The 25,399-nt window shown below is 43.1% G+C and carries 27 protein-coding genes and 1 pseudogene; 3 read left to right on the top strand and 25 right to left on the bottom strand.

Annotation, left to right across the window (positions count from 1 at the left end; translation table 11 throughout):
• Nucleotides 1-2 precede the first annotated feature (2 nt).
• The 4 genes from ACLV7H_RS03160 to cdaA all read right to left on the bottom strand — a co-directional run bounded on the left by ACLV7H_RS03160 (nucleotide 3) and on the right by cdaA (nucleotide 3,463).
• Nucleotides 3-377, bottom strand: a complete 375-nt coding sequence (locus ACLV7H_RS03160) for a DUF1149 family protein (protein ID WP_001050092.1) — start codon at nucleotides 375-377, stop codon at nucleotides 3-5.
• Nucleotides 378-450: 73 nt separating this feature from the next.
• Nucleotides 451-1,803 carry a phosphoglucosamine mutase gene (glmM, locus tag ACLV7H_RS03155; RefSeq protein WP_411867068.1) on the bottom strand — a complete coding sequence of 451 codons (1,353 nt, stop codon included), beginning with the start codon at nucleotides 1,801-1,803 and terminating at the stop codon, nucleotides 451-453.
• Between the two features lie 30 nt (nucleotides 1,804-1,833).
• Nucleotides 1,834-2,619 (bottom strand): YbbR-like domain-containing protein, encoded by a 786-nt coding sequence (locus ACLV7H_RS03150; RefSeq protein WP_411866334.1) that lies wholly within the window; start codon nucleotides 2,617-2,619, stop codon nucleotides 1,834-1,836.
• Complete coding sequence (gene cdaA / locus ACLV7H_RS03145) at nucleotides 2,606-3,463, bottom strand: diadenylate cyclase CdaA (protein WP_411866333.1); 858 nt, start codon at nucleotides 3,461-3,463, stop codon at nucleotides 2,606-2,608. Before cdaA ends, ACLV7H_RS03150 begins: the two co-directional genes overlap by 14 nt.
• Nucleotides 3,464-3,599: 136 nt before the next feature.
• On the opposite strand from cdaA, the gene ACLV7H_RS03140 reads away from it, so the two are divergent.
• Entirely contained in the window at nucleotides 3,600-4,568 is a 969-nt protein-coding gene (locus ACLV7H_RS03140) for an NAD(P)/FAD-dependent oxidoreductase (protein ID WP_411866332.1), read from the top strand.
• Between the two features lie 30 nt (nucleotides 4,569-4,598).
• Here ACLV7H_RS03140 and whiA read toward each other — a convergent pair whose 3' ends face one another.
• The 9 genes from whiA to ACLV7H_RS03095 all read right to left on the bottom strand — a co-directional run bounded on the left by whiA (nucleotide 4,599) and on the right by ACLV7H_RS03095 (nucleotide 11,658).
• Nucleotides 4,599-5,510: a DNA-binding protein WhiA gene (whiA, locus tag ACLV7H_RS03135; protein WP_411866331.1), complete on the bottom strand. Its 912-nt coding sequence runs from the start codon at nucleotides 5,508-5,510 to the stop codon at nucleotides 4,599-4,601.
• On the bottom strand, nucleotides 5,507-6,484 hold the full coding sequence (locus ACLV7H_RS03130; protein WP_411866330.1) for a YvcK family protein: 978 nt from the start codon (nucleotides 6,482-6,484) through the stop codon (nucleotides 5,507-5,509). Before ACLV7H_RS03130 ends, whiA begins: the two co-directional genes overlap by 4 nt.
• The gene (rapZ, locus tag ACLV7H_RS03125) at nucleotides 6,481-7,371 is read right to left on the bottom strand and encodes an RNase adapter RapZ (RefSeq protein ID WP_061586683.1); all 891 of its coding nucleotides are present in this window, start codon (nucleotides 7,369-7,371) and stop codon (nucleotides 6,481-6,483) included. Before rapZ ends, ACLV7H_RS03130 begins: the two co-directional genes overlap by 4 nt.
• A gap of 51 nt (nucleotides 7,372-7,422) precedes the next feature.
• Entirely contained in the window at nucleotides 7,423-7,803 is a 381-nt protein-coding gene (locus ACLV7H_RS03120; RefSeq protein ID WP_411866329.1) for a RidA family protein, read from the bottom strand.
• 9 nt (nucleotides 7,804-7,812) lie between these two features.
• Entirely contained in the window at nucleotides 7,813-8,400 is a 588-nt protein-coding gene (yihA, locus tag ACLV7H_RS03115; RefSeq protein WP_411866328.1) for a ribosome biogenesis GTP-binding protein YihA/YsxC, read from the bottom strand.
• An 8-nt stretch (nucleotides 8,401-8,408) separates the two neighbouring features.
• Complete coding sequence (clpX, locus tag ACLV7H_RS03110) at nucleotides 8,409-9,641, bottom strand: ATP-dependent Clp protease ATP-binding subunit ClpX (protein WP_411866327.1); 1,233 nt, start codon at nucleotides 9,639-9,641, stop codon at nucleotides 8,409-8,411.
• A gap of 201 nt (nucleotides 9,642-9,842) precedes the next feature.
• A complete protein-coding gene (locus ACLV7H_RS03105) occupies nucleotides 9,843-10,349 on the bottom strand; it encodes a dihydrofolate reductase (protein WP_411866326.1) in 507 nt (168 codons plus the stop codon).
• 118 nt (nucleotides 10,350-10,467) lie between these two features.
• Nucleotides 10,468-11,142: a (d)CMP kinase gene (gene cmk / locus ACLV7H_RS03100; RefSeq protein WP_000849406.1), complete on the bottom strand. Its 675-nt coding sequence runs from the start codon at nucleotides 11,140-11,142 to the stop codon at nucleotides 10,468-10,470.
• A gap of 9 nt (nucleotides 11,143-11,151) precedes the next feature.
• Nucleotides 11,152-11,658, bottom strand: a complete 507-nt coding sequence (locus ACLV7H_RS03095) for an SAG1386/EF1546 family surface-associated protein (RefSeq protein ID WP_045592377.1) — start codon at nucleotides 11,656-11,658, stop codon at nucleotides 11,152-11,154.
• A 45-nt stretch (nucleotides 11,659-11,703) separates the two neighbouring features.
• Here ACLV7H_RS03095 and ACLV7H_RS03090 point away from each other — a divergent pair, with 45 nt between their 5' ends.
• Nucleotides 11,704-11,907 carry a ferredoxin gene (locus ACLV7H_RS03090; protein WP_002874767.1) on the top strand — a complete coding sequence of 68 codons (204 nt, stop codon included), beginning with the start codon at nucleotides 11,704-11,706 and terminating at the stop codon, nucleotides 11,905-11,907.
• A gap of 76 nt (nucleotides 11,908-11,983) precedes the next feature.
• Here ACLV7H_RS03090 and ACLV7H_RS03085 read toward each other — a convergent pair.
• The 6 genes and pseudogenes from ACLV7H_RS03085 to ACLV7H_RS03060 all read right to left on the bottom strand — a co-directional run bounded on the left by ACLV7H_RS03085 (nucleotide 11,984) and on the right by ACLV7H_RS03060 (nucleotide 19,092).
• Nucleotides 11,984-12,950: pseudogene (locus ACLV7H_RS03085) on the bottom strand (glycosyltransferase family 2 protein).
• 1 nt (nucleotide 12,951) lies between these two features.
• Nucleotides 12,952-13,971 carry a UDP-glucose 4-epimerase GalE gene (gene galE / locus ACLV7H_RS03080; protein WP_411866325.1) on the bottom strand — a complete coding sequence of 340 codons (1,020 nt, stop codon included), beginning with the start codon at nucleotides 13,969-13,971 and terminating at the stop codon, nucleotides 12,952-12,954.
• Nucleotides 13,972-14,072: 101 nt separating this feature from the next.
• Nucleotides 14,073-15,176 carry an NAD(P)/FAD-dependent oxidoreductase gene (locus ACLV7H_RS03075; RefSeq protein WP_411866324.1) on the bottom strand — a complete coding sequence of 368 codons (1,104 nt, stop codon included), beginning with the start codon at nucleotides 15,174-15,176 and terminating at the stop codon, nucleotides 14,073-14,075.
• Between the two features lie 16 nt (nucleotides 15,177-15,192).
• A complete protein-coding gene (locus ACLV7H_RS03070; protein WP_411866323.1) occupies nucleotides 15,193-15,990 on the bottom strand; it encodes a Nif3-like dinuclear metal center hexameric protein in 798 nt (265 codons plus the stop codon).
• Nucleotides 15,977-16,654, bottom strand: a complete 678-nt coding sequence (locus ACLV7H_RS03065) for a tRNA (adenine(22)-N(1))-methyltransferase (protein ID WP_411866322.1) — start codon at nucleotides 16,652-16,654, stop codon at nucleotides 15,977-15,979. The genes ACLV7H_RS03070 and ACLV7H_RS03065 overlap by 14 nt, the downstream gene beginning before the upstream one ends.
• 101 nt (nucleotides 16,655-16,755) lie before the next feature.
• Nucleotides 16,756-19,092: a cation-translocating P-type ATPase gene (locus tag ACLV7H_RS03060; protein ID WP_411866321.1), complete on the bottom strand. Its 2,337-nt coding sequence runs from the start codon at nucleotides 19,090-19,092 to the stop codon at nucleotides 16,756-16,758.
• A gap of 132 nt (nucleotides 19,093-19,224) precedes the next feature.
• Here ACLV7H_RS03060 and ACLV7H_RS03055 point away from each other — a divergent pair, with 132 nt between their 5' ends.
• Nucleotides 19,225-19,974, top strand: a complete 750-nt coding sequence (locus ACLV7H_RS03055; RefSeq protein WP_411866320.1) for a lysophospholipid acyltransferase family protein — start codon at nucleotides 19,225-19,227, stop codon at nucleotides 19,972-19,974.
• A gap of 42 nt (nucleotides 19,975-20,016) precedes the next feature.
• On the opposite strand, the gene ACLV7H_RS03050 is transcribed toward ACLV7H_RS03055, so the two are convergent.
• The 6 genes from ACLV7H_RS03050 to rpsO all read right to left on the bottom strand — a co-directional run bounded on the left by ACLV7H_RS03050 (nucleotide 20,017) and on the right by rpsO (nucleotide 25,308).
• Nucleotides 20,017-20,709, bottom strand: a complete 693-nt coding sequence (locus ACLV7H_RS03050; protein WP_411866319.1) for an alpha/beta hydrolase-fold protein — start codon at nucleotides 20,707-20,709, stop codon at nucleotides 20,017-20,019.
• On the bottom strand, nucleotides 20,690-21,700 hold the full coding sequence (locus ACLV7H_RS03045; RefSeq protein WP_411866318.1) for an ABC transporter substrate-binding protein: 1,011 nt from the start codon (nucleotides 21,698-21,700) through the stop codon (nucleotides 20,690-20,692). The genes ACLV7H_RS03050 and ACLV7H_RS03045 overlap by 20 nt, the downstream gene beginning before the upstream one ends.
• Nucleotides 21,701-21,719: 19 nt before the next feature.
• Nucleotides 21,720-22,475 carry an ABC transporter ATP-binding protein gene (locus tag ACLV7H_RS03040; RefSeq protein ID WP_411866317.1) on the bottom strand — a complete coding sequence of 252 codons (756 nt, stop codon included), beginning with the start codon at nucleotides 22,473-22,475 and terminating at the stop codon, nucleotides 21,720-21,722.
• Between the two features lies 1 nt (nucleotide 22,476).
• Nucleotides 22,477-23,523: a FecCD family ABC transporter permease gene (locus ACLV7H_RS03035; protein WP_411866316.1), complete on the bottom strand. Its 1,047-nt coding sequence runs from the start codon at nucleotides 23,521-23,523 to the stop codon at nucleotides 22,477-22,479.
• A gap of 230 nt (nucleotides 23,524-23,753) precedes the next feature.
• Nucleotides 23,754-24,365: a CadD family cadmium resistance transporter gene (locus ACLV7H_RS03030; protein WP_000531731.1), complete on the bottom strand. Its 612-nt coding sequence runs from the start codon at nucleotides 24,363-24,365 to the stop codon at nucleotides 23,754-23,756.
• Nucleotides 24,366-25,038: 673 nt separating this feature from the next.
• Nucleotides 25,039-25,308, bottom strand: a complete 270-nt coding sequence (rpsO, locus tag ACLV7H_RS03025; RefSeq protein ID WP_001018251.1) for a 30S ribosomal protein S15 — start codon at nucleotides 25,306-25,308, stop codon at nucleotides 25,039-25,041.
• Nucleotides 25,309-25,399: the final 91 nt, after the last annotated feature.

Below are 25,399 nucleotides of genomic sequence, written 5' to 3'. Positions count from 1 at the left end.
GACTAAAACTCCAAATTGATCCCTGGAAGATCCAAGGCGATTTCTGTTACTTCATACGTCAAACGATTGAGCATGTTCAAACATGGACGTGCCAAGGTTTCGACTTCTTCTTGGTTAAATTCGCTTGGTTCGTTAACAATACGACCTTCCACATGGTTCACTTGGGAAATTGTTCCGCTGATGACAAATTTGTCAAAGACAATCATGAAGCTCAAGATAACAACAAGCGAAGTCACTTGGTTTTCTTGGTCATGTTGGAGCAACTGAAAGTTCACGTCTACCTTGGTTTCAGGAGCTCCATTTTCATTTTCCCATTCAAAGTTACGAGCATCAAAGTGATACTGGCTAACAAATTCTTGTTCTCGTTTAAGATTCATTTTTCTCTCCCATTGCTACAATTTACTATGCAATTGTACCACATTTTTATCATTTCATCTAGTTTTCTAGGCTTTAGTCAATTCCGATTTCATCTTTAACAACAGCAGCAATCGTATCTACGTAGTAGTTAACTTCTTCTGTCGTAGGAGCTTCTGCCATGACGCGCAAGAGGGGTTCTGTTCCACTTGGACGGACAAGGATACGACCGTTCCCTGCCATTTCTTCTTCCATCTTTTCGATGATTGTCTTGATGGCTGGTACTTCCATGGCTTTCTCTTTCATAGCATTTTCGACTCGGATATTAACCAGTTTTTGTGGGTAAATCGTCACTTCTGATGCTAGTTGAGACAAGCTCTTGCCTGTTTCTTTCATGATTTTAGTCAATTGGACAGCTGATAATTGACCATCACCAGTTGTATTGTAGTCCATCAAGATAACGTGGCCTGATTGTTCACCACCAAGATTGTAGCCTGATTTTCTCATTTCTTCAACGACATAGCGGTCTCCAACAGCAGTCACTGCCTTGTTAATACCAGCACTCTCCAAGGCCTTATGGAAGCCAAGGTTAGACATAACTGTTGTCACAATGGTGTTTTGAGCCAACTGGCCTTTTTCAGAAAGGTATTTTCCGATGATGTACATAATCTTATCACCATCGACGATGTCGCCATTTTCATCAACAGCAATCAAACGGTCACTGTCTCCGTCAAAGGCCAAACCAATAGCTGACTGGCTTTCTTTGACCACTTCTTGAAGAGCTTCTGGATGTGTAGAGCCCACATTCAAGTTGATATTCAGACCATCTGGTGTCTCACCGATAACAGTTATTTGAGCCCCAAGGTCTGCAAAGATTTGACGAGCACTTGTAGACGCTGCACCGTTGGCTGTATCCAAGGCCACTTTCATTCCCTCAAGAGGAGTTCCAGTTGAAACAAGGTAGCCCTCATACTTACGTAAACCTTCTGGATAGTCCACTAAGGTTCCCAAGCCTTCGGCACTTGGACGAGGAAGGGTGTCTTCTGTAGCATCTAGCAAGGCTTCGATTTCTGCTTCTTTTTCGTCATCAAGTTTAAAGCCATCCCCACCAAAAAACTTAATTCCATTATCAAGGGCTGGGTTGTGACTCGCTGAAATCATGACACCTGCACTGGCTCCCTCAGTTTTGACCAAGTAAGCTACTGCTGGTGTTGCAAGGACACCGAGTTTGTAGACGTGAATCCCTACAGAGAGGAGACCTGCCACTAAGGCTGATTCTAACATTTCTCCTGAGATACGTGTATCACGTCCTACAAAGACTTTAGGGGATTCTGTTTCGTGTTGGCTAAGAACATAACCACCAAAACGTCCCAATTTAAAGGCCAATTCTGGCGTCAGTTCTACGTTTGCTTCTCCACGGACTCCATCGGTCCCAAAATATTTACCCATTTTATTTATCATCCTTTTCTACTATTTTATTTAGTCCTGTTTAGACGAGTCTGGTTTAGTTTCTGAACTCGTTGAAGACGAACTGCTGGTTGAAGAGCCCGTTGACGAGGAACTCGATCTAGACGATACTGTTTTGGTTGTAATTTTCATTGTAGTGTCAAATGGCATAATGACGCTTGGTAGGACATTTCCATTTTTATCAACTGCTTGTAGTGGAACAGAGGCCGAGTAGTTACCTGTTATCCGTTCACTCGTAGGCAAGATGGCAATGACACGATCTACTCTAGAGAGAGTTTCCTCGTCACTAATAACCGTTACTTTTTCATCTGACACAGTGATTGTATCAACTTTCACACGAGAATCAATCTGGCTAGGGTCAATCTCCGGCACAACGATTACATTATCACGTTTTGCTTTTTTACCAACCTTGACTGTTATCTTTTGCGGAGATGCAACAGCCGTCAAACCACTCGGTAAATTTTCAATAGTCAGAGGAACTTCGATGGTTCCTACACTGGCATTGGTTAAGTCAGCTTTGACCTTGAATTTTCGAGTGCTTTCCTGCATCTCACTCGCCAAAGCAACTCTGTTTGACCCAGTCAGAAAGACGGTCACTTCAGATGTAAAACCACTAATAAAGTACTGATCACTATCATACTGAATATCAATTGGGACATTAAGAACCGTATTGGTATAGGTTTCTGTTCGCACTTGTCTGGCACTGTTGCTATTCTGATAATTTGTTGAAGTCGCATAGATAAAGAGGATGCAGGCGAAAAAGAAGGAAGAAATAATATAAAGACTATTTTTTCTCATGTTTCAACCCTCCTAGCAAACGCTCTTTCAGACCTTGTTTTTTCTCGGATGTTGGAAGCAAGATTCTTCTTAACTCCGATTCAAACTCTTCCAAGGTCAAATCATGCTTAAAGACTCCATTATAGGTGATTGAGATTCCGCCTGTTTCCTCTGAAACCACAAAGGTAAGAGCATCTGATACTTCTGACAAACCAATCGCCGCCCTGTGACGTGTTCCAAACTCCTTGGAAATTCCTGTATTTTCAGTCAGGGGTAGGTAGGCTGAAGTTACGGCAATCCTGTCTTCTCTGACAATGACCGCACCATCGTGCAAGGGAGTATTGGGGATAAAGATATTAATCAATAACTCGGAGGAAATTTTAGCATCTAGAGGAATCCCAGTTGAGATGTACTCCTGCAAGGTTCTCACTCGCTGAACTGCTACCAGAGCACCAATCTTACGAGGACTCATGTACTCGACTGATTTGACAAATGCACGAACCATTTGCTCTTCCGCACTAATAGGGGCATTGTAGAAGAAATCAGTAGCTCGACCCAATCGTTCCAAACCAGTCCGAATCTCTGGTGAAAAGATAACTACTGCTGCGATAACCCCATAAGTGATGATCTGATTGATCAACCAGGAAATGGTCGTCAAACCAATCATATTGGACAGAACCTGGCCTAAAATAAAGACCAGGACTCCCCGCACCAGTATCATGATTTTGGTCCCTGCAATCGCTTTGGTAAAATGATATAAAATATAAGTCACAATGAGAATATCAATCAGATTGGTGACTATTGTCCAAGGGCTTGAAAACAAACTCGTCCAGTATTGCAAATTGGATAATGGTTGAAAATTCATCCCTGGCCTCCTCCCTGTCAAAACACTTTCCTTACTATTATACCATTTTCTGCTCATTTTTTCCCCATCCTACTTCATTTTAAATTAAGCAAAATTATGATAAAATAAACTGACTAGAAAAAACAAAGGAGAAATCATGTCTCAACTCTATGATATTACTATTGTAGGTGGCGGTCCTGTTGGGCTCTTTGCTGCCTTCTACGCCCACCTACGCCAAGCCAAAGTCCAAATCATCGACTCCCTTCCCCAGCTCGGTGGTCAACCAGCCATCCTCTACCCTGAAAAGCAAATCCTTGATGTGCCAGGTTTTCCAAACTTAACCGGAGAAGAGTTGACCAATCGCTTGATTGAACAGCTAAACGGCTTTGATACCCCTATTCATCTCAATGAAACAGTTCTTGAAATCGAGAAACAAGAAGAGGGTTTCACAATTCAAACTAACAAAGGAAGCCATCTGACCAAAACAGTTATCATTGCCATGGGTGGTGGCGCCTTTAAACCGCGTCCGCTCGAACTAGATGGCGTCGAAAACTATGAAAATATCCACTACCACGTTTCCAACATTCAGCAATATGCAGGCAAGAAAGTGACCATCCTTGGTGGCGGAGACTCAGCAGTGGACTGGGCTCTGGCTTTTGAAAAGATTGCCCCAACCAATCTTGTTCACCGTCGAGATAATTTCCGCGCCTTGGAACATAGTGTGCAAACCTTGCAAGAATCATCTGTAACCATCAAAACACCATTCGTTCCTAGCCAACTTCTCGGAGATGGAAAAACACTCGACAAACTAGAAATCACCAAAGTCAAATCAGATGAAACCGAAACGATTGAGGTAGACCATCTCTTTATCAACTATGGTTTCAAATCATCTGTTGGCAATCTTAAAAATTGGGGGCTGGACCTCAACCGCCACAAGATTATCGTCAATAGCAAGCAAGAATCTAGCCAAGCAGGAATCTATGCCATCGGAGACTGCTGTTACTATGACGGAAAGATTGATTTGATTGCGACAGGACTGGGTGAAGCACCTACTGCTGTTAACAATGCTATCAACTACATCGACCCTGAACAAAAAGTTCAACCAAAACACTCGACAAGTTTATAAAAAAGAACCACGGATCAACGATTCGTGGTTTTATAGTTCATCTGCAATCTTGTTTATTTTTCTTAGTCTGTGGTTGACACCACTTTTGGTTAGGGGATTGCTCAGGCTATCTGCCAACTGCTGGATAGAGTAGTCTGGATGCTGGATTCGCAACTGAGCCACCTCTTGCAAATCCACGGGTAAATTTTCCAAACCCATTCTATCTTTGATTTTACTGATATTATTAATGGTCTTCATACTAGCAGAAACTGTCCGAGCGATATTGGCTGTTTCAGCGTTATTGGCTCGATTGAGATCATTACGGGTTTCACGCAAAATCTTGACGCGCTCAAAATTATCACGCGCCAGCATGGCCCCAATCACGATCAAAAAATCCATGATGTCTTCTGCACGTTGGAGATAGGTAACTGCACCTTTCTTGCGCTCAATAACCTTGGCGTCCAGCAAAAACTGCTGAAGGAGAGAGGCCAGTCCTTGGGCATGGTCCAGATAAACGGAACTAATCTCCAACTGGTACTTACCAGACTCAGGATCTCGGATGCTACCATTTGCCAGAAAGGCCCCACATAAGTAAGCACGACCGGCTTCTTCATCTGCTAAAATATCGGGATCAATACCTGTCTCCAAACCAAAGAAGGAATCCGCAAGCCGCAAATCAGCTAAAAGCTCCTGCACTCTCTCATCAGTGTAGACCGTATAGACACGGTTCTTGCGAAGATTGCTTCTCTGATAGTGTCGAATTTCTGACTTAATATCATAAAAATGGAGAAAGGACTCATAGAGATGCCGAGCTAACTTGGCATTTTCAGTCACGACGGACAAGGTCAGGCCTGAAGTCGAGAGACCGATACTGCCAGACATCTTGATAATTGCCGACAGCTCATGACGACTGAGATGGTGTTGACCAAGAATTTCCTCTTTTACTGCAACTGTAAAACTCATTTTCTCACCTGTATGATGCGCATCAATTCGTCTACAATCAAATCGCCATCATGGAAGGCTCCTCCATTTTCCAAACGAAGGAAGTTGGATGAAATCACACGAGGAACCTGCTTGCAAAGACCAGCAAAATCATGCTCTACCTGAACCAAATATTCATCAAATCGGTTGGTATCCATGTATTCTCTAGGAACCTTTTCGATATTCACCAAAACCGTATCAATAAAAGGCCGACCTAGATGACGATGGAGGACTTCCACGTGGTCACTGTCTGAAAAGTACTCTGTTTCCCCACGCTGGGTCATGATATTGCAGACATAGGCTATCTCTGCCTTAGTCTCCAAGAGAGCCTGCCCAATCTCCTCAATCACGATATTGGGCAAAATCGATGTAAAGAGGGAACCAGGCCCCAAGACGATCATGTCACTCTCGAGAATAGTATTGACTACTCGACGGCTGGCTTGCGGTGTTTCATCATCCCAGGTATTGGTCACATAGACATGGTCAATCATGCCCGGATGATCTGCAATGTGGCTCTCACCTGCTACCTCAGAACCGTCTTTAAAGACCGCATGCAAGGTCAGAGGCTGATCGCTTGATGGGTAAATCTTCCCTGTTGTATGGAAAAAGAGACTTAGCAGCTGCATGGCATTATAAGTAGATCCCTGCATTTCAGAAAGGCCTGCGATGATGAGATTACCTAGGGGATGACCAGCAAAAGCGCCAGCCTCTTCTGAGAATCGGTACTGAAAAACCTTCTCATAAAACTTAGGCATATCCGACATGGCCACCAAAACATTACGAAGATCTCCTGGCGGTGTCAGTTGTTGGATATTCTTTCTTAGCTCACCAGAAGATCCGCCATCATCAGCGACTGTTACAATGGCTGCGATATCAACATCCTTTTCCCTCAAACTTTTCAAAATGACGGGGATACCAGTTCCTCCACCAATCACCGTTATTTTAGGTTTTCTCATGAACGATTTACCGTTTCCTTTCTTCGGTCTTTGTCACGATGGCTTTCATTGACAGGCCAGTTTTTAGCTAGGTCCTCAGCGATGCGTTTGGCAAAGGCAACACTACGGTGCTGTCCACCTGTACATCCCACTGCAATGGTCAAAACAGACTTGCCTTCTTTTTTGTAACTTGGCAAAATGGGCTCAATCAAGGCGAGCAAGTGCTGATAGAAACTTTCAGACTCTTCATGATTCATTACATAGTCATAAACTGCTTGATCCTCACCTGTCTGATTACGGAGTTCCGGAAGGTAGTATGGATTTGGCAAAAAACGGACATCAAATACCAAGTCCGCATCGATAGGGATCCCATACTTGAATCCAAAAGACATGACCTCGATACGGAAAGACTGGGCTTGTTCTTGGTCTGAAAATTGCTCAGCAATGGTTTTACGAAGTTCACGCGGGGTGAGTTCTGTCGTATCCACCACATTTTGGCTCATGTTTTTCAAAGGTGCCAAAAGTTCACGCTCCAGCTTGATGCCGTCTAAAATCCGACCATCCGCTGCTAGAGGGTGACTCCGTCTGGTTTCCTTGTAACGGGCGACCAATTCCTTATCTTTTGCATCCAAAAAGAGAATTTTGAAATCCAATTCATCCTGGTTTTCCAATTCATCCAAAACTGCCTGAATCTCTGAAAAGAAGGAACGGCTACGCATGTCCACAACCAAGGCAAGTTTGTGGTCATCATCTTTAGTTTCAACCAGCTGCAAGAACTTTGGTAAGAGGGCTGGTGGCATATTGTCAATCGTAAAATATCCCAAATCTTCGAAGGACTGAATGGCTACCGTTTTCCCTGCGCCACTCATCCCTGTCACAATCACCAGGTGAAGTTGTTTCTTTGTCATCTATCTCTCCTTATATCAAAAAAAGTTTGGCAGAGCCAAACTTCAACTAGCTTATCCAATCTCTGCGATCACTTCAATTTCGACTTTTACATCACGAGGAAGACGTGCAACCTCTACAGCTGAACGAGCTGGGAACTCCTCTTTAAAGGCAGTCTGGTAAACCTCGTTAAAAGGAACAAAGTCATTCATATCGCTCAAGAAGCAAGTTGTTTTGACAACATGGTCAAAGTCTGTTCCTGCTTCAGCCAAAATAGCACCGATATTTTTCAAAACTTGTTCGGTCTGATCTTGGATCGTTTCTCCTACAATTTCTCCAGTTTCAGGAGATAGTGGAACTTGACCACTAGCAAACAAAAGATTGCCAACGATTTTCCCTTGAACATAAGGTCCTATAGCCTTTGGAGCTTTGTCTGTATGAATTGTTTTTGCCATTTCTTTCCCTCACAATTTTTCTAATATTGTATCCCAAGCCTGATCCATCCCTGCCTTGCTGACAGATGAAAAGAGGATGAAGTCGTCACTTGGGTCAAAGTTTAATTTCTTTTTGATTGCTGATTCGTGCTTGTTCCATTTACCACGAGGAATCTTGTCCGCCTTAGTCGCAACGATGATAACCGGAATCTCATAATACTTGAGAAATTCATACATCTGTACATCATCTACTGACGGGTCGTGACGGAGATCCACCAAACTGACAACCGCACGGAGATTTTCCCGAGTTGTCAGGTACTCCTCAATCATGCGCCCCCACTTTTCACGTTCCTTTTTGGAAACGCGGGCATAGCCATAACCTGGTACATCCACAAAACGCATCTTGTCATCAATGTTAAAGAAGTTGAGCAACTGGGTTTTGCCAGGTTTTCCTGATGTACGGGCCAGATTCTTGCGGTTGAGCATGGTGTTGATAAAGCTAGACTTGCCAACATTTGAACGCCCTGCAAGGGCAATCTCTGGCAATTCATCCTGCGGATAGTGGGACTTGTTTGCCGCACTGAGCAAGATTTCAGCATTGTGTGTATTGATTTCCATAGTCACCTCTAGGCTGTTTCTAGGATTGGTTTTTCCGTTCCATCGACAGCTTCTTTTGTGATGCGAACCAATTTCACATTTTCTTGACTTGGTACTTCAAACATAACATCTAGCATGGTTTCTTCGATAATCGAGCGAAGACCACGCGCACCAGTTTTGCGTTCGATAGCTTTATTGGCGATTTCCTGAAGAGCTTCATCGTCAAATTCCAACTCAACGTCATCATAAGAAAGCAAGGTTTGGTATTGTTTGACCAAGGCATTTCTTGGCTCTTTCAAGATGCGAACCAAGTCATCGACCGTCAATTGCTCAAGAGCTGCAAAGACTGGCAAACGTCCAATCAACTCAGGAATAATACCGAATTTTTGAATATCTTCCGCGATGATTTCTTGCATGTAGGAGCTTTTTTCGTCAATCGCCTTGTTATTTTGGCCGAAACCGATGACTTTTTCACCCAGACGTTGTTTAACAATTTCTTCGATGCCATCAAAAGCACCACCCACGATGAAGAGGATGTTCTTGGTATCTACCTGAATCATCTCTTGTTGTGGATGTTTGCGTCCACCTTGAGGTGGCACGCTAGCAACAGTTCCCTCGATAATCTTGAGAAGGGCTTGTTGCACTCCTTCACCAGAAACGTCACGTGTGATAGACACATTCTCGCTCTTCTTGGCAATCTTGTCAATTTCATCCACGTAGATAATTCCACTCTCTGCACGTTCGATGTTAAAGTCAGCAGCCTGCAAGAGTTTGAGGAGGATGTTTTCCACGTCCTCACCCACATAACCAGCCTCAGTCAGAGCTGTCGCATCTGCGATAGCAAAAGGCACGTTCAAGCTCTTAGCCAAGGTTTGGGCCAAGAAAGTTTTCCCAGAACCAGTTGGACCAATCATCAAGATGTTTGACTTCTGCAAATCCACATCTTCTGACTCTTCACGCGTATCGTGGAAATTGATGCGTTTGTAGTGGTTGTATACAGCCACTGCCAAGGCACGTTTGGCACGATCTTGACCAATCACATAGTGGTTTAAGATATTGAGGAGTTCGATTGGTTTTGGTACTTCAGACAAGTCTGCTAAAACTTCCTCGGCCAACTCCTCCCGAATGATTTCCTGAGCCAATTCCACACATTCATTACAGATAAAGGCGTTGTTCCCAGCGATTATTTTCTTTACTTCTTCTTGGCTTTTGCCACAAAATGAGCAATAAACCATCATATCATTTTTCCTATTTGTAGGCATGATTTCCTTCCATTCTAATTTATCATTCTATCTAAAATAAGGTCATATAAAAAGCATGGACACTGTTCACCAGATTGGTAAAAGCATTCAACCAGAGTAAAGCAGACAGTCCATAGCGCTTCTTACGAAAAGCCTGTGCTCCAGTCAAAATACAGATCACACACAAAAAAGCTGTAAAAAATCCAAATATACTTCGCTCCATTAGACTTCCTTTCTATCTCGGTATTCGATAGTAAAATCATAGTCGTTTTTCTCATCACGGGTATAAGATTTACTTGCAACTGTTTCAAAACGAGACAAGTCAAACTCATCAGGGAAATAGGTATCTCCCTCCACCTGAGCATGAATCTGTGTCACGATGATTTCATCTAAATAAGGCTCAAAAGCCTGAAAAATCTGCTTTCCGCCAATGATATAGAGATTTTTTTCTTGACTCTGATACCACGCTAAAACAGACTCCACATTTTGAAATACGAGCGCCCCATCTATGACTTCTTCGCTATTACGCGTTAAAATCAAGGTTTGCCGTTTTGGAAGCAGACGACGTCCCATGCCATCAAAGGTCACTCGCCCCATCAGTATAGCATGATTTAAAGTTGTTTCCTTAAAATGTTGCAACTCTTCCGGCAAATGCCAAGGGAGACGATCTTCCTTCCCAATCACACCTTTTTCATCCTGGGCCCAAATGGCTATGATTTTCTTTGTCATGCTTCCGTCCTTTTTATTGATACTACTATTTTATCAAAATTCTCCCAAAAAGACTGTTTTGAAACGCGCGCAAAAGAGAGAAAAGGAGCAGGTATCATCTAGCCTGCTCCTCTCGTCCCTAGGACATATATTTTTTTGCTTCTGATTCAATTTTTTCGACCACTTCTTGGATACTTAGTCCAGTTGTGTCGAGGTAAACTGCGTCCTCAGCCTGTTTGAGAGGCGAGGTCTCACGATGACTATCCTTGTAGTCACGCGCCGCAATCTCTTCTTTCAGCGTTTCCAAGTCAGTCTCAATCCCTTTAGCAATATTTTCCTTGTAACGACGCTCTGCTCTTTCTTCAACAGAAGCCACTAGGAAAATCTTGAGTTCAGCTTGTGGTAAAACAACTGTCCCGATATCACGCCCATCCATGACGATACCACCTTGCTGAGCAATCTCTTGCTGGAGCGAAACCAGTTTCTCACGTACTTCTGGAATGGCAGCAATGCTTGAAACCTTGTTGGTCACTTCATTTTCACGAATCGGATGAGTAATATCAACATCCCCTACAAAAACAAGTTGCTCACCTGTTTCTGAACGTCCAAAACTAATGGGGTGTTGGTTAAGGAGCTCAAGAAGTTGGTCTACATTTCCTGCATCCAACTGATGCTTGAGCGCTATATAAGTCGCAGCACGGTACATAGCACCTGTATCGAGATAAGTATATCCAAAATCCTTAGCGACAATCTTTGCGACCGTACTCTTACCACTCGAAGCTGGACCATCGATAGCAATTTGAATTGTCTTCATGACCGACTCCTATCTTGTCTTAATCACATCACCTGGGTTGGCAAACCAAGATCCAGATGACATGTGAGAAGGATTTAGGGCTTCTAGCTGGGCAATGGAAATCCCTGCACGTTGAGCAAGAGCTGCTTCTCCCTCTCCAGGTTGTACTGTAAGTGTTCCTTCACCCTCTGCATGTTCTTCCGAACTGCTCTCTGAAGGTGTTGATTCAGAAGAAGTTGTTTCCTCTACCTTGCTACTTGAAGATGATGATTGTTCCACTTTAGAACTTGAACTTGTAGAAGGAGACGATGCATCATAGAAGTCCTTCAAAGATGAAGTACGATTGCTTCCTCCGGTTGATAGGTAAATCAATACAACTACCATCGCTACAACAATTACAAAGAAGAGGCTAGCTAGAACTGTCAAGGCACGATTGGCAACAACGCCTTCCCCTTTTTGATTCCGGTGTCGACGCTCTGATCTTGTTTCTTCTTCATTGTTTTCGTAAATATCTTCTTGCCACGGTTCTTTTTCCATACCTTACTCCTTGTTTTTTTTACATTTTCTTATTACAATATAAATATGAAAGTCACACTTATACCCGAACGTTGCATCGCCTGCGGGCTTTGCCAAACCTATTCTGAACTCTTTGATTACCATGATAATGGAATCGTTCGATTTTACGATGATCCAGTTGAATTGCAAAGAGAAATCGCTGAGACCAGCGATGTTCTGGAGGCCATCAAAAATTGTCCTACACGTGCACTTCTAAAAGATCCATCGTAGGAAGCAGGGAATGAATGTTATTGATTTTTTCTCATTTTTCCCCACACTTACTAGTTTAGCATATTTCTAGGTAAAATTATAGTCTTTTTTGGTTATTTTTTTCCATCAATAACAGAAAGGTCACTTTTTTCTTTGACGAGATAGAGTGGTCTTTTTTTGGTTTCTAGGTAAATCTTACTGATATACTTACCAAGAATCCCAATTGTCAGGAGTTGAATCCCTCCAAGAAAGAGAATGACAGCCATCAAAGACGTCCAACCAGATGTCGGATTTCCCAAGATAAGAGTCCGAAACACTACAAAAACTGTCATCACAAAAGAAAGAAAACAAGATAGAAGTCCCGCTACAAAGGCTATACTTAAGGGAAAATCTGAAAAGTTTAGAATCCCTTCAATCGAGTAGAAAAAGAGCTGCCTAAAACTCCAACTGGTCTTGCCAGCCTGTCTTTCGACATTTGGATAGTCGAGAAAGTGCGTTTTAAAACCCACCCAGGCAAAGAGGCCCTTAGAAAAACGATTGGACTCGGTCAAGGATAAAATAGCATCCACCACAGACCTTCTCATCATCCGAAAATCACGGACACCTGAGGGCAGAGCTACTGGGCTGATTTTTTGCATGAGGCGGTAAAAGAGATCGGCACAGAAACTGCGGAAAAATGGTTCTCCCTCCCGACTAGTTCTCCGTGTCCCAACACAGTCTAAGTCTGCATTTTGGTCTAGTAAGACTTTCATCTCAAGTAGCATACTAGGAGGATCCTGAAGGTCTGCATCCATCACGACCACCAAGTCTCCAGTTGCATGCTGCAAGCCTGCATATAGGGCTGCCTCTTTCCCAAAATTTCGTGAAAATGAGACATAGCGTACCGCAGGATTTTGCTCCCGATAGGTCTTCAAAAGCTCCAAGGTCCCATCGCTAGAGCCATCGTCTACAAAGACATATTCGATTTCTGCTCCCAAGTCAGGAATCAGAACTTCCACAGACTGATAAAAAAGAGGAAGTACTTCCTCTTCGTTTAAACATGGGACAATGATTGAAATCATCATCTTAGTCTTCAAATCCATTTGGATGCTTGCTTTGCCAACGCCATGCGTCTTCACACATTTGGGTGATGCTGAGTTCTGCTTCCCAACCCAGTTCAGCTTTGGCTTTTGCTGGGTCAGAGTAGCAGGCAGCGATATCACCTGGGCGGCGTTCTACGATGCGGTAAGGAATAGGACGTCCCACTGCTTTTTCCATATTTTGGATAATTTCAAGAACAGAGTAACCTTTACCAGTTCCAAGGTTGTAAATGTTAAGGCCTGAACCTTTTTGGATCTTTTGTAGAGCTGCAACGTGACCTTTGGCTAGGTCCACAACGTGGATGTAGTCACGAACACCAGTTCCGTCCTCAGTTTCATAGTCATCACCGAAAACTTGTACTTGCTCTAGTTTGCCAACGGCTACTTGTGCAACATAAGGTAAGAGATTGTTTGGAATGCCGTTTGGATTTTCTCCCAAGTCTCCACTTTCATGCGCTCCGATTGGGTTGAAGTAACGAAGCAAGACCACATTCCATTCTGAGTCTGCCTTGTAGATATCCGTCAAAATTTCCTCTAACATGAGCTTAGTACGGCCGTACGGGTTGGTCACTGAAAGGGGGAAATCTTCTAAGATTGGAACTGTATGAGGGTCACCGTAAACTGTCGCAGAAGAACTGAAGATGATGTTCTTACAGTTATTTTCTTCCATGGCTTTTAGAAGGCTGACAGTTCCAGCGACATTGTTGTCATAGTAGGCAAGAGGAATACGTGTTGATTCACCAACAGCCTTCAGACCAGCAAAGTGAATGACACCAGTCGGCTCTTCCTGCTTGAAAATATCTCTGAGGGTATCTGTGTCACGGATATCTGCCTCATAGAAAGGGATCTCAACTCCTGTGATTCTTTCAACAACTTCTAAACTCTTACGATTGCTATTGACAAGATTATCCACCACAACCACTTGATGACCTGCTTGGATCAACTCAATAACAGTGTGGGTTCCGATAAATCCGGCACCACCCGTTACCAAAATCTTTTCTTGCATCTTTTTTCCTCGATTCTCGGATTATTTTTTCTTATTTTATCATTTTTGATAGGGAATGTCATTTGACATCCTAAACTACCTGCTAAAATTTCAGTAAAATCTTATTCGCTTTTTACTCGCTTGACATAGTTTGTAATTGGGTAGTTTAATGGGTCCAAGGTAAACTCCTTGTCTTGGACCAGTTGAGCTAAATGATACCCGATGATCGGACCCGTTGTGAGACCTGATGAACCTAGACCACTAGCCGCATAAACACCCGCTAAGCCTGGCACCTGTCCAAAGAAAGGGGAGAAATCACTGGTATAGGCGCGAATTCCCACACGCTCACCTGATGATTTCGCTTCTGCCAAGGCTGGATAGTGGGGTAAGGCTGCCTCCTCCATTTGTTGGAGCAAGGTTTCATCTACTGTCAAACCAAATCCCATATCATTTTCGTGGGTAGCGCCCAAGGACAATTTCCCACCTGCAAAAGGGATCAAATCCCACTCTCCTTCCGGCATGACAACAGGATAGGATTCCATTTCTTGGGCAAGCTGATAATCTCGGAGTTGCCCCTTTTGGGGACGAACATCTACCTCATATCCTAAAGGCTCCAAAATGCCTCCCAACCAAGCTCCCGTCGCTAGAATAACCTGATCAAACACCTCTTCGCCAATCTGATAGCCGGATACTAAAGGTGTCAGATTCACTGTTTCTTTGACCAGCTTGACCTGACTAGCTTCTAGCAAACGGGTCACTAAGAGTTGACCATCTACTCTCGCTCCACCAGAAGCATAGAGCAGGCGGTCAAATCCTTGCAGACCAGGAAAGTAGTTATTAGCAGATGCTTGATCTAGAATGGCTAACTGGCCTATCAAGGGAGATTCTTCTCTGCGATCTGAGGCCAACTTATAGAGTTCCTCCAACTTGGACTCATCCTTTTTCAAGAGAAAAACTCCTGAGCGTTGGTAAAAGTCGATTTCCTGACCAGATTTTTCTAAATCAGCCAACAAATCCACATAAAAGTCAGCTCCCAAGCGTGCCATCTTATACCAGGCTTTATTGCGACGTTTGGAAAACCAAGGACTGATAATTCCTGCTGCAGCCTTGGTTGCTTGCCCCTGTCCATGGTCAAAAATGGTCACCTCTAGGTCGCTTTCTTTCGCGAGGTAGTAGGCAGCTGTTGCCCCCACAATTCCTGCTCCAACAATGGCAACTTTTTTCATTGTCTTCACTTCCTAACTAGATATGGTGGAAAGGATTGGTCAATGCTTGGCTAGGTATGATATCAATGGTCCAATCCTTTTCTGCCTTCCATTGATTAAGGAGTGCTGCGATTTTTTCCACAAAAAGCACTTCGATATAGTGGCCCGGGTCCAGCGCCAACAAGTCATCAGACAACATATCCTGAGCTGTATGGTAGTAGATATCACCAGTAATATAGACATCTGCCCCCTTTGCCAAAGCATCAGGATAGAAAGACTGACCACTACCACCGCAAATGGCAACTCTTGAAATTTCCTTCTTCAAATCACTCTCTTGATAATGCACCATGCGAAGGCTATCTAGGTCAAATACTTGCTTGACATGACTGGCAAATTCTTCATATGTTTGAGGTTGAATGTCACCAATACGCCCAATCCCACGTTCTGGGCCTGTTTCCTGAAGATAAGTCGTCTCCTCAATGCCTAGCATCTGGCAGAACCAGTCATTGAGACCATTCTCAACGATGTCAATATTGGTGTGACTGACATAAACGGCAATGTCATGCTTAATCAAATCAATGTAAATCTGATTTTGTGGACGGCTGGCTACCAAATCCTTAATCGGACGAAAGATAGGCGCGTGCTTAACGATAATCAAGTCCACACCCTTTTCAATGGCTTCAGCAACCGTCTCTTCACGAATATCGAGGGCAACCATAACCCTTTGGATCTCCTTGTCTAGAGTACCGATTTGCAGTCCACGACTGTCACCCTCCATTGAAAATTCCTGAGGGCAAAAGGCTTCATAGCGTTTAATGACTTCACTTGCTAGCATGGAGCACCTCCTTGATGGCTTGAATTTTATGAGCTAGAACTTGACGTTCTTCTCTATTTTTCTCTGGGATTTGGTCAAGAGCAACCTCTAACTTAGCTACTTCTTTTTGCCACTTTTGAACAAAGACTGGGCTGGCTTCTTTGGACAAGAAAGGACCAAAGCGGACATCACTGGCAGATAACTTCATTTGTCCCGCTTCCACCACCAAAATCTCGTAGAATTTGCCAGCTTCTTCTATGATGCTTTCTGCCACAATCTGAAAACCGTGATCTTGCAACCAGATACGCAAGTCGTCTTCACGATTATTGGGCTGGAGGATTAAACGTTGCACATTGCCAAGCTTGTCCAAGCCTTTATCTAGTATGGTCGCAATCAAACGCCCCCCCATACCTGCGATGGTGATAATAGAGACTTGGTCTGCCTCTTCAAAGGCTGCCAAGCCATTGGCTAAACGAACTTGAATTTTCTCCTTTAGACCGTGACTTTCAACATTCTTGACCGCTGACTGGTAGGGGCCATCCACTACCTCACCTGCAATAGCACGATCAATTTGGCCTTTCTCTACCAACTCGATCGGCAGATAAGCATGGTCACTCCCCACATCTAGTAAAATGGCTCCTTGGGGAACAAAGGACGCCACCAATTCTAATCTCTTTGAAATCATCTTCTCTCACTTTCCAAAACTCTATTATTTCTTATTATACCACATTTCAGCTAGCACTCCTGCACCTAAAAAGACCGCAATCCACAGATTGCAGTCTTTCTTTATTTTCTGGCTTGGTAACGACTAGTTAGAATGAAAATCACTGTAAAGACCAGCATTATGGCCCCATAAACAGGCAACGTTTGTCCTGTCAAGGTTGAAATTTCAAGCAACTTTTGAATCATTGGGAAAAGAGCTGTGGCTAGGAAGCCTCCCACAGACCAGACAATCAAGAGGACACGCCAGAGGGTAAATGGCATGCAGGCTCTAAATACAGATAAGAAACCGATAGACCCAAGGAGATAATAAAGTAGGGTTGAAATCTCTATCTCAGTCCAACCTTGACTCGCTCCAAATATTTTCACAAAAAGGACGCTGAAGACGACCATGAGAGCGCTTGGTAGGGCACGAAGCATGGATCTTCTGAGGAAGTTTGGCTCAACAGGCTTGATATTTCGCTCAAAAGTCAGAACGAATGGTGGGAACCCTTCCACGAATTGGTCGATCATGGTAATCTGGATCGGAATGAAAGGGAAAATCAAGATCCATTCAGACCGTCCCAGAAAAGCACTGGCAATACAAATCACAGTGAGCAAGAAGGAATAAATGGTCTTAATCAAGAAAATCGGAGCAATATGGGCGATGTTATTAACCACGCGACGGCCTTCAAAGAGAATCTCAGGAACATCATTAAAGTCTGAGTTCAAGAGAACCAGATTGGCAATCTGACGAGTCGCAGGATCTCCTTCAGCCATCACGATAGAACAGTCTGCTTCACGAAGGGCCAGAATATCATTGACACCGTCCCCTGTCATAGCTGTTGTATGACCCGCTTTTTTTAGGGTTTGGATCAGTAGTTTCTTTTGATGAGGGGAAACACGTCCGAAAATAGCTGTCTCCTCAGCCATGGCAATCAATTCCTCATCCGTAATTTTCGAGCAATCTACATAGCTGTGATAGTCCGCAAAGCCAGCCTTCTGGGCAATGCTGGATACTGTAACGGGATTGTCACCAGAGATAATCTTGAGGCCCACTTCCTGAGAACGGAGATAGTCCAGCGTCTCAGCGGCTCCTTCTCGAATCGGGTCCAAGATTTCCAGCAGGGCCAGGGCTTGAATATCAGACGGTTTCTGTGGTTTGTGATGATCTAGTTTTTCCTGACTGAGTGCCAAGACCAAGACACGTGACCCTCTCTCCAAGGCTTCTCTAGCTTCTGGGACTTCAGAGTCCAACAACATCTCAGGCGCCCCTAAGAAAACTGTCCCTATCCCTTCCAACTCCATAGCTCCCCACTTGCGGTCGCTGGAGAAGGGAAGATTGGAAATCATAGGATAAGCAACTTCTCCCACAAAACGCTTGCGAATAGCCTGGGCTGTTGGATTTTTATCCTCACTATGATATATATAGCTGGTCAGAATGCTGGCAATAGTCTCTTCACCATACGTTTCCGTCAGAGGAAGAACCGCCTCCACCTGCATCTTTCCTTGGGTGATGGTTCCCGTCTTGTCCAGACAAAGCATATCCACGCGCGCCAAGGTCTCAACAGAGTACATCTCCTGCACTAAAACCTTTTTCAAGCCCAGCTTGATCACCGCAGTCAAGAGCGAAGTAATGGTCAAAAGGGCGATTCCCTTGGGCAACATTCCCAAAAGGGCTGTTGATGAATTTACAACGGATGACTTAAGGGGTAAGCCTTTTATCATTAAGGCTTCTAGCAGGAGAGCTAGACCAAAGGGAATGATAATCTTCCCAGTAAATCCTGCTAGCTTGTCCAGTGATTTCATGATACGGGAGTTGATCGGTTTCACTGTCTTAGCTTCCAGCATGAGTTTGGAAGAATAGTTTTCTGCCCCGACATGGTGAACTTGAGCCAAAACTGCGCCACTGGCTAGGAAACTCCCTGATAAAAGCAAGGCATCCACTTCCTTTTGCACCAAATCACTCTCACCCGTCAACATGGCTTCATTGACTTCTGCAAATCCTTCCAGAACCAAGGCATCACTAGGAATCTGCTCCCCAGCAGACAAACGAATAACATCACCCAGCACCAATTCTTCTGGATTGATGGCAATTTCCTGACCCTCACGAATGGTTTTGACTTTTTCCTTGGTCATGAGATTGAGCTTGTCCACCATGTGTTTGGCCCGCAGCTCAGTCACAATCCCAGAAAAAGCGTTAAAGCAAATAACGGCAAAGAAGACAAGATTGCTCCAAGCCTGTACAAAAGCCAGCGCTAGAGCAATAACAAAGTTTAATGCGTTAAAAAGTGTAAAAACATTTCGTTTAACGATTTGCCAAGTACTGGTACTGGCCGACGCGGTAAAGTCATTGACCAAACCTTGAGCCTGTCTTTCCTTGACTTCTCTTTGGGTTAATCCCATTGTCATATTTTTATCCATAAGTTCTATCATATCATTTTTTTTAAAAGAATTCTAATCCCATCTAAAACTATTGGCTGATAACTGAAAAAGTTTGCCAGCAGTCTTTTGATAAGGTATAATAATAAAAGCAATACAATCGAAGGAGATCTCATGTTTTATACTTATTTGCGTGGACTAGTCATGCTGATCTTGTGGTCCATCAATGGCAATGCCCACTATCACAATACTGATAAAATTCCTAGCCGAGACGAAAACTATATCCTCGTCGCACCTCACCGTACCTGGTGGGATCCTGTTTACATGGCCTTTGCGACCAAGCCAAAACAGTTCATCTTTATGGCCAAAAAAGAGCTGTTTAACAACCGTATCTTTGGCTGGTGGATCCGTATGTGTGGCGCCTTTCCTATCGACCGAGAAAAACCTAATGCCTCTGCCATAAAGTACCCTATCAACGTCCTCAAAAAAAGCGACCGCTCTCTCATCATGTTTCCAAGTGGAAGCCGTCACTCAAACGATGTCAAGGGTGGCGTAGCCTTGATTGCTAAAATGGCCAAGGTCCGTATCATGCCGGTTACCTATACCGGTCCCATGACCTTGAAAGGCTTAGTCAGCCGTGAACGTGTGGATATGAACTTTGGAAATCCTATCGATATCTCAGACATCAAGAAAATGAATGATGAAGGGATTGAAATGGTTGCAGACCGTATCCAAGCAGAATTCCAACGTTTGGACGAAGAAACCAAGCAATGGCACAATGATCAAAAACCAAATCCACTCTGGTGGTTTGTCCGAATCCCAGCCCTCATACTTGCTGTGGTTGTTGGTATCCTAACGATTATCTTTACCTTCATTGCAAGTTTTATCTGGAATCCAGATAAGAAGAGAGAGTCTCTTGGTTAAAAAATACAATTATCCCTTGGCAAAAGCCAAGGGATAATTCTTTTATTCGATTTTCCATTTTTGAGCCAACCAGTTGGAAAAGGCTAGGAATCGTTCAGCCACTTGCTCATGATGCCCATAGGGATCAAAGACAAACTGACTAGTCGGATAGTGCTTCTGAAGACTAGTAAGGATCTGCTCAGCATAAACTGGTGCTTGAGCCAAGCGATTGGTATGATGGGCTCCTTCTGTTTGGCCATTCTGTAAATACAGCAAACAGTCCAAATTTTTCACCTTTTCATCCCTGCAATAAGTCGTAAAATCAGGATACCAAAAGGAACCGCAGATAGAGAAGATACAGGAGACCTTGTCAAAATGGAAAAGACTGTATACAACCGCCAAACCACCTAGTGAATACCCTCCATAGGCAAGGCGTTTTTTGTCCAGACGATAAAGCGACTGCAACCTGTCTAAAAGACCTCCAAATAAATGATCATGATAGACCTTTGCCTGACCGCCAAAATCTGGAGTTCCCTCTCTCAGAGCAGCTGCCTTCCATGGAGTGTAGTCGTCTAGGCGATTTTTAGAGGTCAAGCCCACTAAAATCACAGATTCTGAAAGGGAAGATAGAAAATCCAAGTTTCCATCATTCAAGAGAATAGCTGGATAGGTTTGATTAGGGTCATAGGTCGAAGGAAGACTGACTTTGACTTGGATCCCTTCCCAATCAAACTCATTATTTATTGATAAAGTCATTGATTTTCTCAAGGGAATCAATCACTGCTGGACCATAGTCCATCAACTCATCGTAAGAAATGGTCATGATTTTTTGATTCTTAATTGCAGGAACGTTTTCTAAAACTTCATTTGCCTTCATCAACTCTACTGCGTTGGTATCCAATTTTTTATTGCGGTCACTGGTTACATAGATAATCAATTCAGGATCCATTGACACGAGATTTTCCAAGGTCAAGCCTGATGTTCCCGTTGCAACGTTGGTATAACCAAGTTGATTCAACAAGCTTTCTTGCAAAGCAGACTTGTAAGCACCAAAGGTTTCGTCATTGTAAGCAACCATAATCAAAGCCTTTTTCTTTTCACCTTGGCTTGTCGGGTTTGCTTTCTTAACAGCGTCAATTTTAGCTTGTAATTGGGCTGCGTATTCATTAGCCTTGTCCTGAACATTGAAAATCATTCCAAGATTTTTGACATCTTCTACGATATTTCCCAAATCTTGCTGAATCGTTGAGAGAGAAGCTTTTTGCGTATAGACTGGGATTTTGTTTTCATTCCAAGCGCTAACTGTTCCCAAGGATTTTTCTGAAAACATCATGTTTCGACCCATCACCGCATCTGGCTCATAAGAAAGGACTGTCTCTTGAGAGACTGTTTTTTTATCACCGATTTGAGGAATGGTCGCAATCGCGTCCTTGTATTTGTCTGTTACAGCATTGTCAGGGTTGAGCATGCCAGCAATTTTATCCTTCAAGCCTAACTCCAATAAGATTTCAGTTGTTGAAAGATTGTTGGTGATAACTTTTTCAGGTGCCTTGTCAAAGACTTGTTCGACTTCATTTCCCTTAACATCATAGGTTTTAACCGTTAACGGATAAGTCGTCTCTGTGCTGGCCTTTTGACTTGTTTCTGTGCTAGACTGCGTGGTAGCTTTTTCTGTAGTAGTGTTGCCACAAGCTGCCATGGTTAAGGTAGCTACTGTTACCAGTAAAATGCTTAGTGTTTTTTTCATCTTATTTTCCTTTTCATTCTTATAAATAGTGAATCATAGCCTGCTGATCCTCGGTCCAAGTCACCTGACTTTGAACTCCGTATACAGTTTGCAATGACTCAGGGGTGATGGTCTCCTTTGGAGTCCCTTGGTAAAGGATTTCTCCCTCTTTCATCAGATAGAGATAATCCGAATAGCGACAAGCAAGTTGAATATCATGTAGGACAGCTAGAACATTGACCTTGAGATTTTTTACAATGGCTAACAAGTCTAGCTGATACTTGATATCCAGGTGATTGGTTGGCTCGTCCAGGAGCAAGAGAGTCGGTTCTTGCGCCAAGGCACGTGCTAACAAGACTCGTTGTTTCTCCCCCCCTGACAGAGACGAATAGAGACGAGTTTTCTTCTCAAGCATATCCACCTTGACGAGAGCACCTTGAACGAGGGCATAATCCCTTTCCTTTTCCTTCTGTAAAAAAGAGAGGTGGGGAGTTCTTCCCAGCAAGACGATTTCCTCAACTGTACAATCAAACTGCAATTGATTAAACTGGGTAACAACTGCCATTTGCTTGGCTATTTCTTTGAGTGACCAATGCTCCAGTGGCTTTCCATCTAGGCTTATCAAGCCTTTGTCCGCCTTTTCCTGACGATAGAGGAGTTTAAGAAGACTGGTTTTCCCACTTCCATTTGGTCCTAGTATCGTGTGAAATTGATGCCCCTCAACCTTAAGAGAAACTCCTTTGAGGATTTTTTTCTCTCCTAGTCCAAAGTGGACATCCTGACAAATCAAGTCCATATCAGGCCCTCACCTCCCTTCGCCTACCTCCAACAATGTAGATAAAGAAGGGAGCACCTACTAAGGCTGTGAAAATACCAATCGGCAACTCAGCGTTTGGAATGATGATACGAGAGAGTACATCTGCCCAGATGACAAAGAGGGCACCCAGCAAGGTCGCAACAGGAAAAAGTCTCCTGTAATTCGTTCCTACTAACCCTCGAGCTAAGTGAGGAGTAATCAGACCGACAAATCCAATAATCCCACAAGTAGCCACCAAGACAGCTGTCAGCACAGCCACCACGGTCACGTAAAGATACCAATAGAAGCGTAAGGGAATTCCCAAAGTTAAAGCAGCCTCATCTCCCATCATCATCGCATTAAAAACACGATACTGAGTAGCGAAAAATAGAAAGGCCAATCCTACTACTATAGTTGGCAGGACTAAGTCAGACCAAGTGGTCCCGGCAAGCGAGCCCATGGTCCAAAATTTAATGGTCATCACACTGTCCGCATTAGCGCCAACTGAGATAATAAAGTTGGAAAAGGCCAGAAAGAGAGCATTGACCACCGTTCCTGATAAGATCAGACTAGAAGTCGTCATCCTGCCCTGCATAGAGGCAATGATGAGGACAGCGACTGTTGCCAAAATAGCTCCAAGGAAAGCTCCAAGGCTAATCACCAATTTTAAACCAAGAATGATGCTCAAAGTTGCCCCTAGAGTTGCACCCGCAGAAATTCCTAAGACATAGGGCTCTGCGATGGGATTGTTCACTGTAGACTGCATCACGCTACCACACATAGAAAGACCAGCCCCTACTATCAGACCTAACAATACTCGGGGGAACCTCATATTCCATACAATGGCAAGAGTAGACTTGGAAACCTCTCCTATCTCAAGAGGAAATCCCAATCTGCTCAAAATGATTCGATAGGTATCTCCTAAATCAATCGCTACGGACCCCATAGAAACAGCTATAAAAAGTGAAATTCCTAAAACACTTAGCAAAATACCCAAAAACAACACAAATTGCAAATCTTGTCGGCTTCCAGAAAATTTGGAAAGCATGAAAACCTCCTTAGACAAAATTAAAAATTTAGAAAATTCTCATGAAAAGTATACCATATTTTCAACAATGGAACAAGATGAGAAAAATAAATATAGTTGGTCTTACAGTGCTAATAATCGTAACCGAAGATTATACTTGGTTATATCGAGGTAAAGTGACAACATAAAAAGCCCTCTAAAATTAGAGAGCTGATTTGAACCCGGGCTAAAATCCTAGTGAAACAAAAAATCTACACGGTCAGAAAAGTCTCTATCGTGCCATTTTCATACATGATGTATAGTCCAAGTAGAATGAATACTAAGGGCACAATGATTCGCTCGTATTTTTCAATTGTCTCGAATATTAACGGAATAGAGGATAACATCCGACTAATCTCGCAAAAGATAATTATGCCGATTACAAACACAAGCAACGCCACGAGGGTCTGTGACCAATCTAACGAAGCAAAATAAGGTATATAGATACCTAAATTATCTCCGCCAGACGCAATTGTCAGCAATGTAACTGTCCAAAACAGTTGATTTGCCTTGCTTTGTTCTAATCTTTCAATAATTTCTTCCTCTTCTTCCTCACCTTCTCCAACAATTGCAAAGCGAATCCCTAAATAGATAGGGATTAAACCAAGCAATCCAACCATCCATTCTTCAGGCACGAAATTAACGACATAAGCAGCAACTAAACTCGCCCCTACAAGTAAGCCTGTTCCTAGATATTGCCCCGCATAAATATGCCATTTCTGTTTATTCTGTGATAGCTGTGCAAATAAAATAATTAAAATAATTAAATAATCGATACTGGTGGAAATATAAACACCAATAGCAGATATGATTGTCTGTCCCATAAAAACCTCCTGTATTAGTCAGTAATAAATCAGCAGATTTTAGGAGAGCACAGACACATTAATTTAGCTATCGCTAGTGGGTAATGTCGAACGTAGGAAAGCATTTTACTCCTCCTCAAAACGTAGTTACAAAGTAATTTCTAACTGAAATTCGGTGACTACTTCCATGTAAAGTATAACATACTATACTTTACTTCGTAAAGTGTGGGCTCTCCGAGGGGGCTTGCAGACAGCTACTCGACTTTTCAAGCCGAGTAGATGCGCATTATGGTGTAATTAGCTGATACTATTTGAGGTTTTTGTAGTCTCCAAAATTGTGACCGATAAAACCTCAATAAAAAAGCCCTCTGAAATCTGAAAGCTTGATTTGAGCTCGGGCTATAATCCTAGTGAAAAAGATGAAACTCCTTGTGTTCATCGAACACTACGTCGTTTCCCTATTTTCATACGGATTTTTGGCGCCCTTAGCATCATGAGACTTGCTGGATAAAACGTTTGTAGACTAGGCGACGAGCCAAAGATTGTACGAAAATTTTAGTGAAACAAAAAATCTCCCCGAAGGGAGATCATTCTGGTTTATTTTACCTTACAGTGCTAGGAACCGTAACCGAACATTATACTTGAGTATATCGAGGTAAGGTGACAACGCAATGTAAGTGGAAAATAAAGCAGATTAGCGACGAAGTCCAAGAGAGTTGATTAACTCACGGTAACGGTTAACGTCGTTTTTACGCAAGTATGCAAGCAAGTTACGACGGCGACCAATTTTCTTCATCAATCCACGGTAAGTAGCGTGGTCTTTTTTGTGTTGTTTGATGTGTTCGTTAAGGTGGTTGATTTCCCAAGTAAGGACAGCAACTTGAACCTCTACTGAACCTGTATCACCTTCGTGACGTGCATATTGTGCGATGATTTCATTTTTTTTCTCTTTTGAGATTGCCATGATGTTTCTCCTTTTTATTTGGCTTCATCCGAGTGACAGGTTGGCATGCCTGTAACCAAGAAGAAGTTATTTGTCTTTACGACAGTTCTTA

It is taken from the genome of Streptococcus oralis (assembly GCF_965111685.1).
GTDB lineage: Bacteria > Bacillota > Bacilli > Lactobacillales > Streptococcaceae > Streptococcus > Streptococcus oralis_B.
The sequence above is the reverse complement of the archived record's forward strand: the minus strand, read 5'-3'. Positions and strand labels throughout refer to the sequence as shown.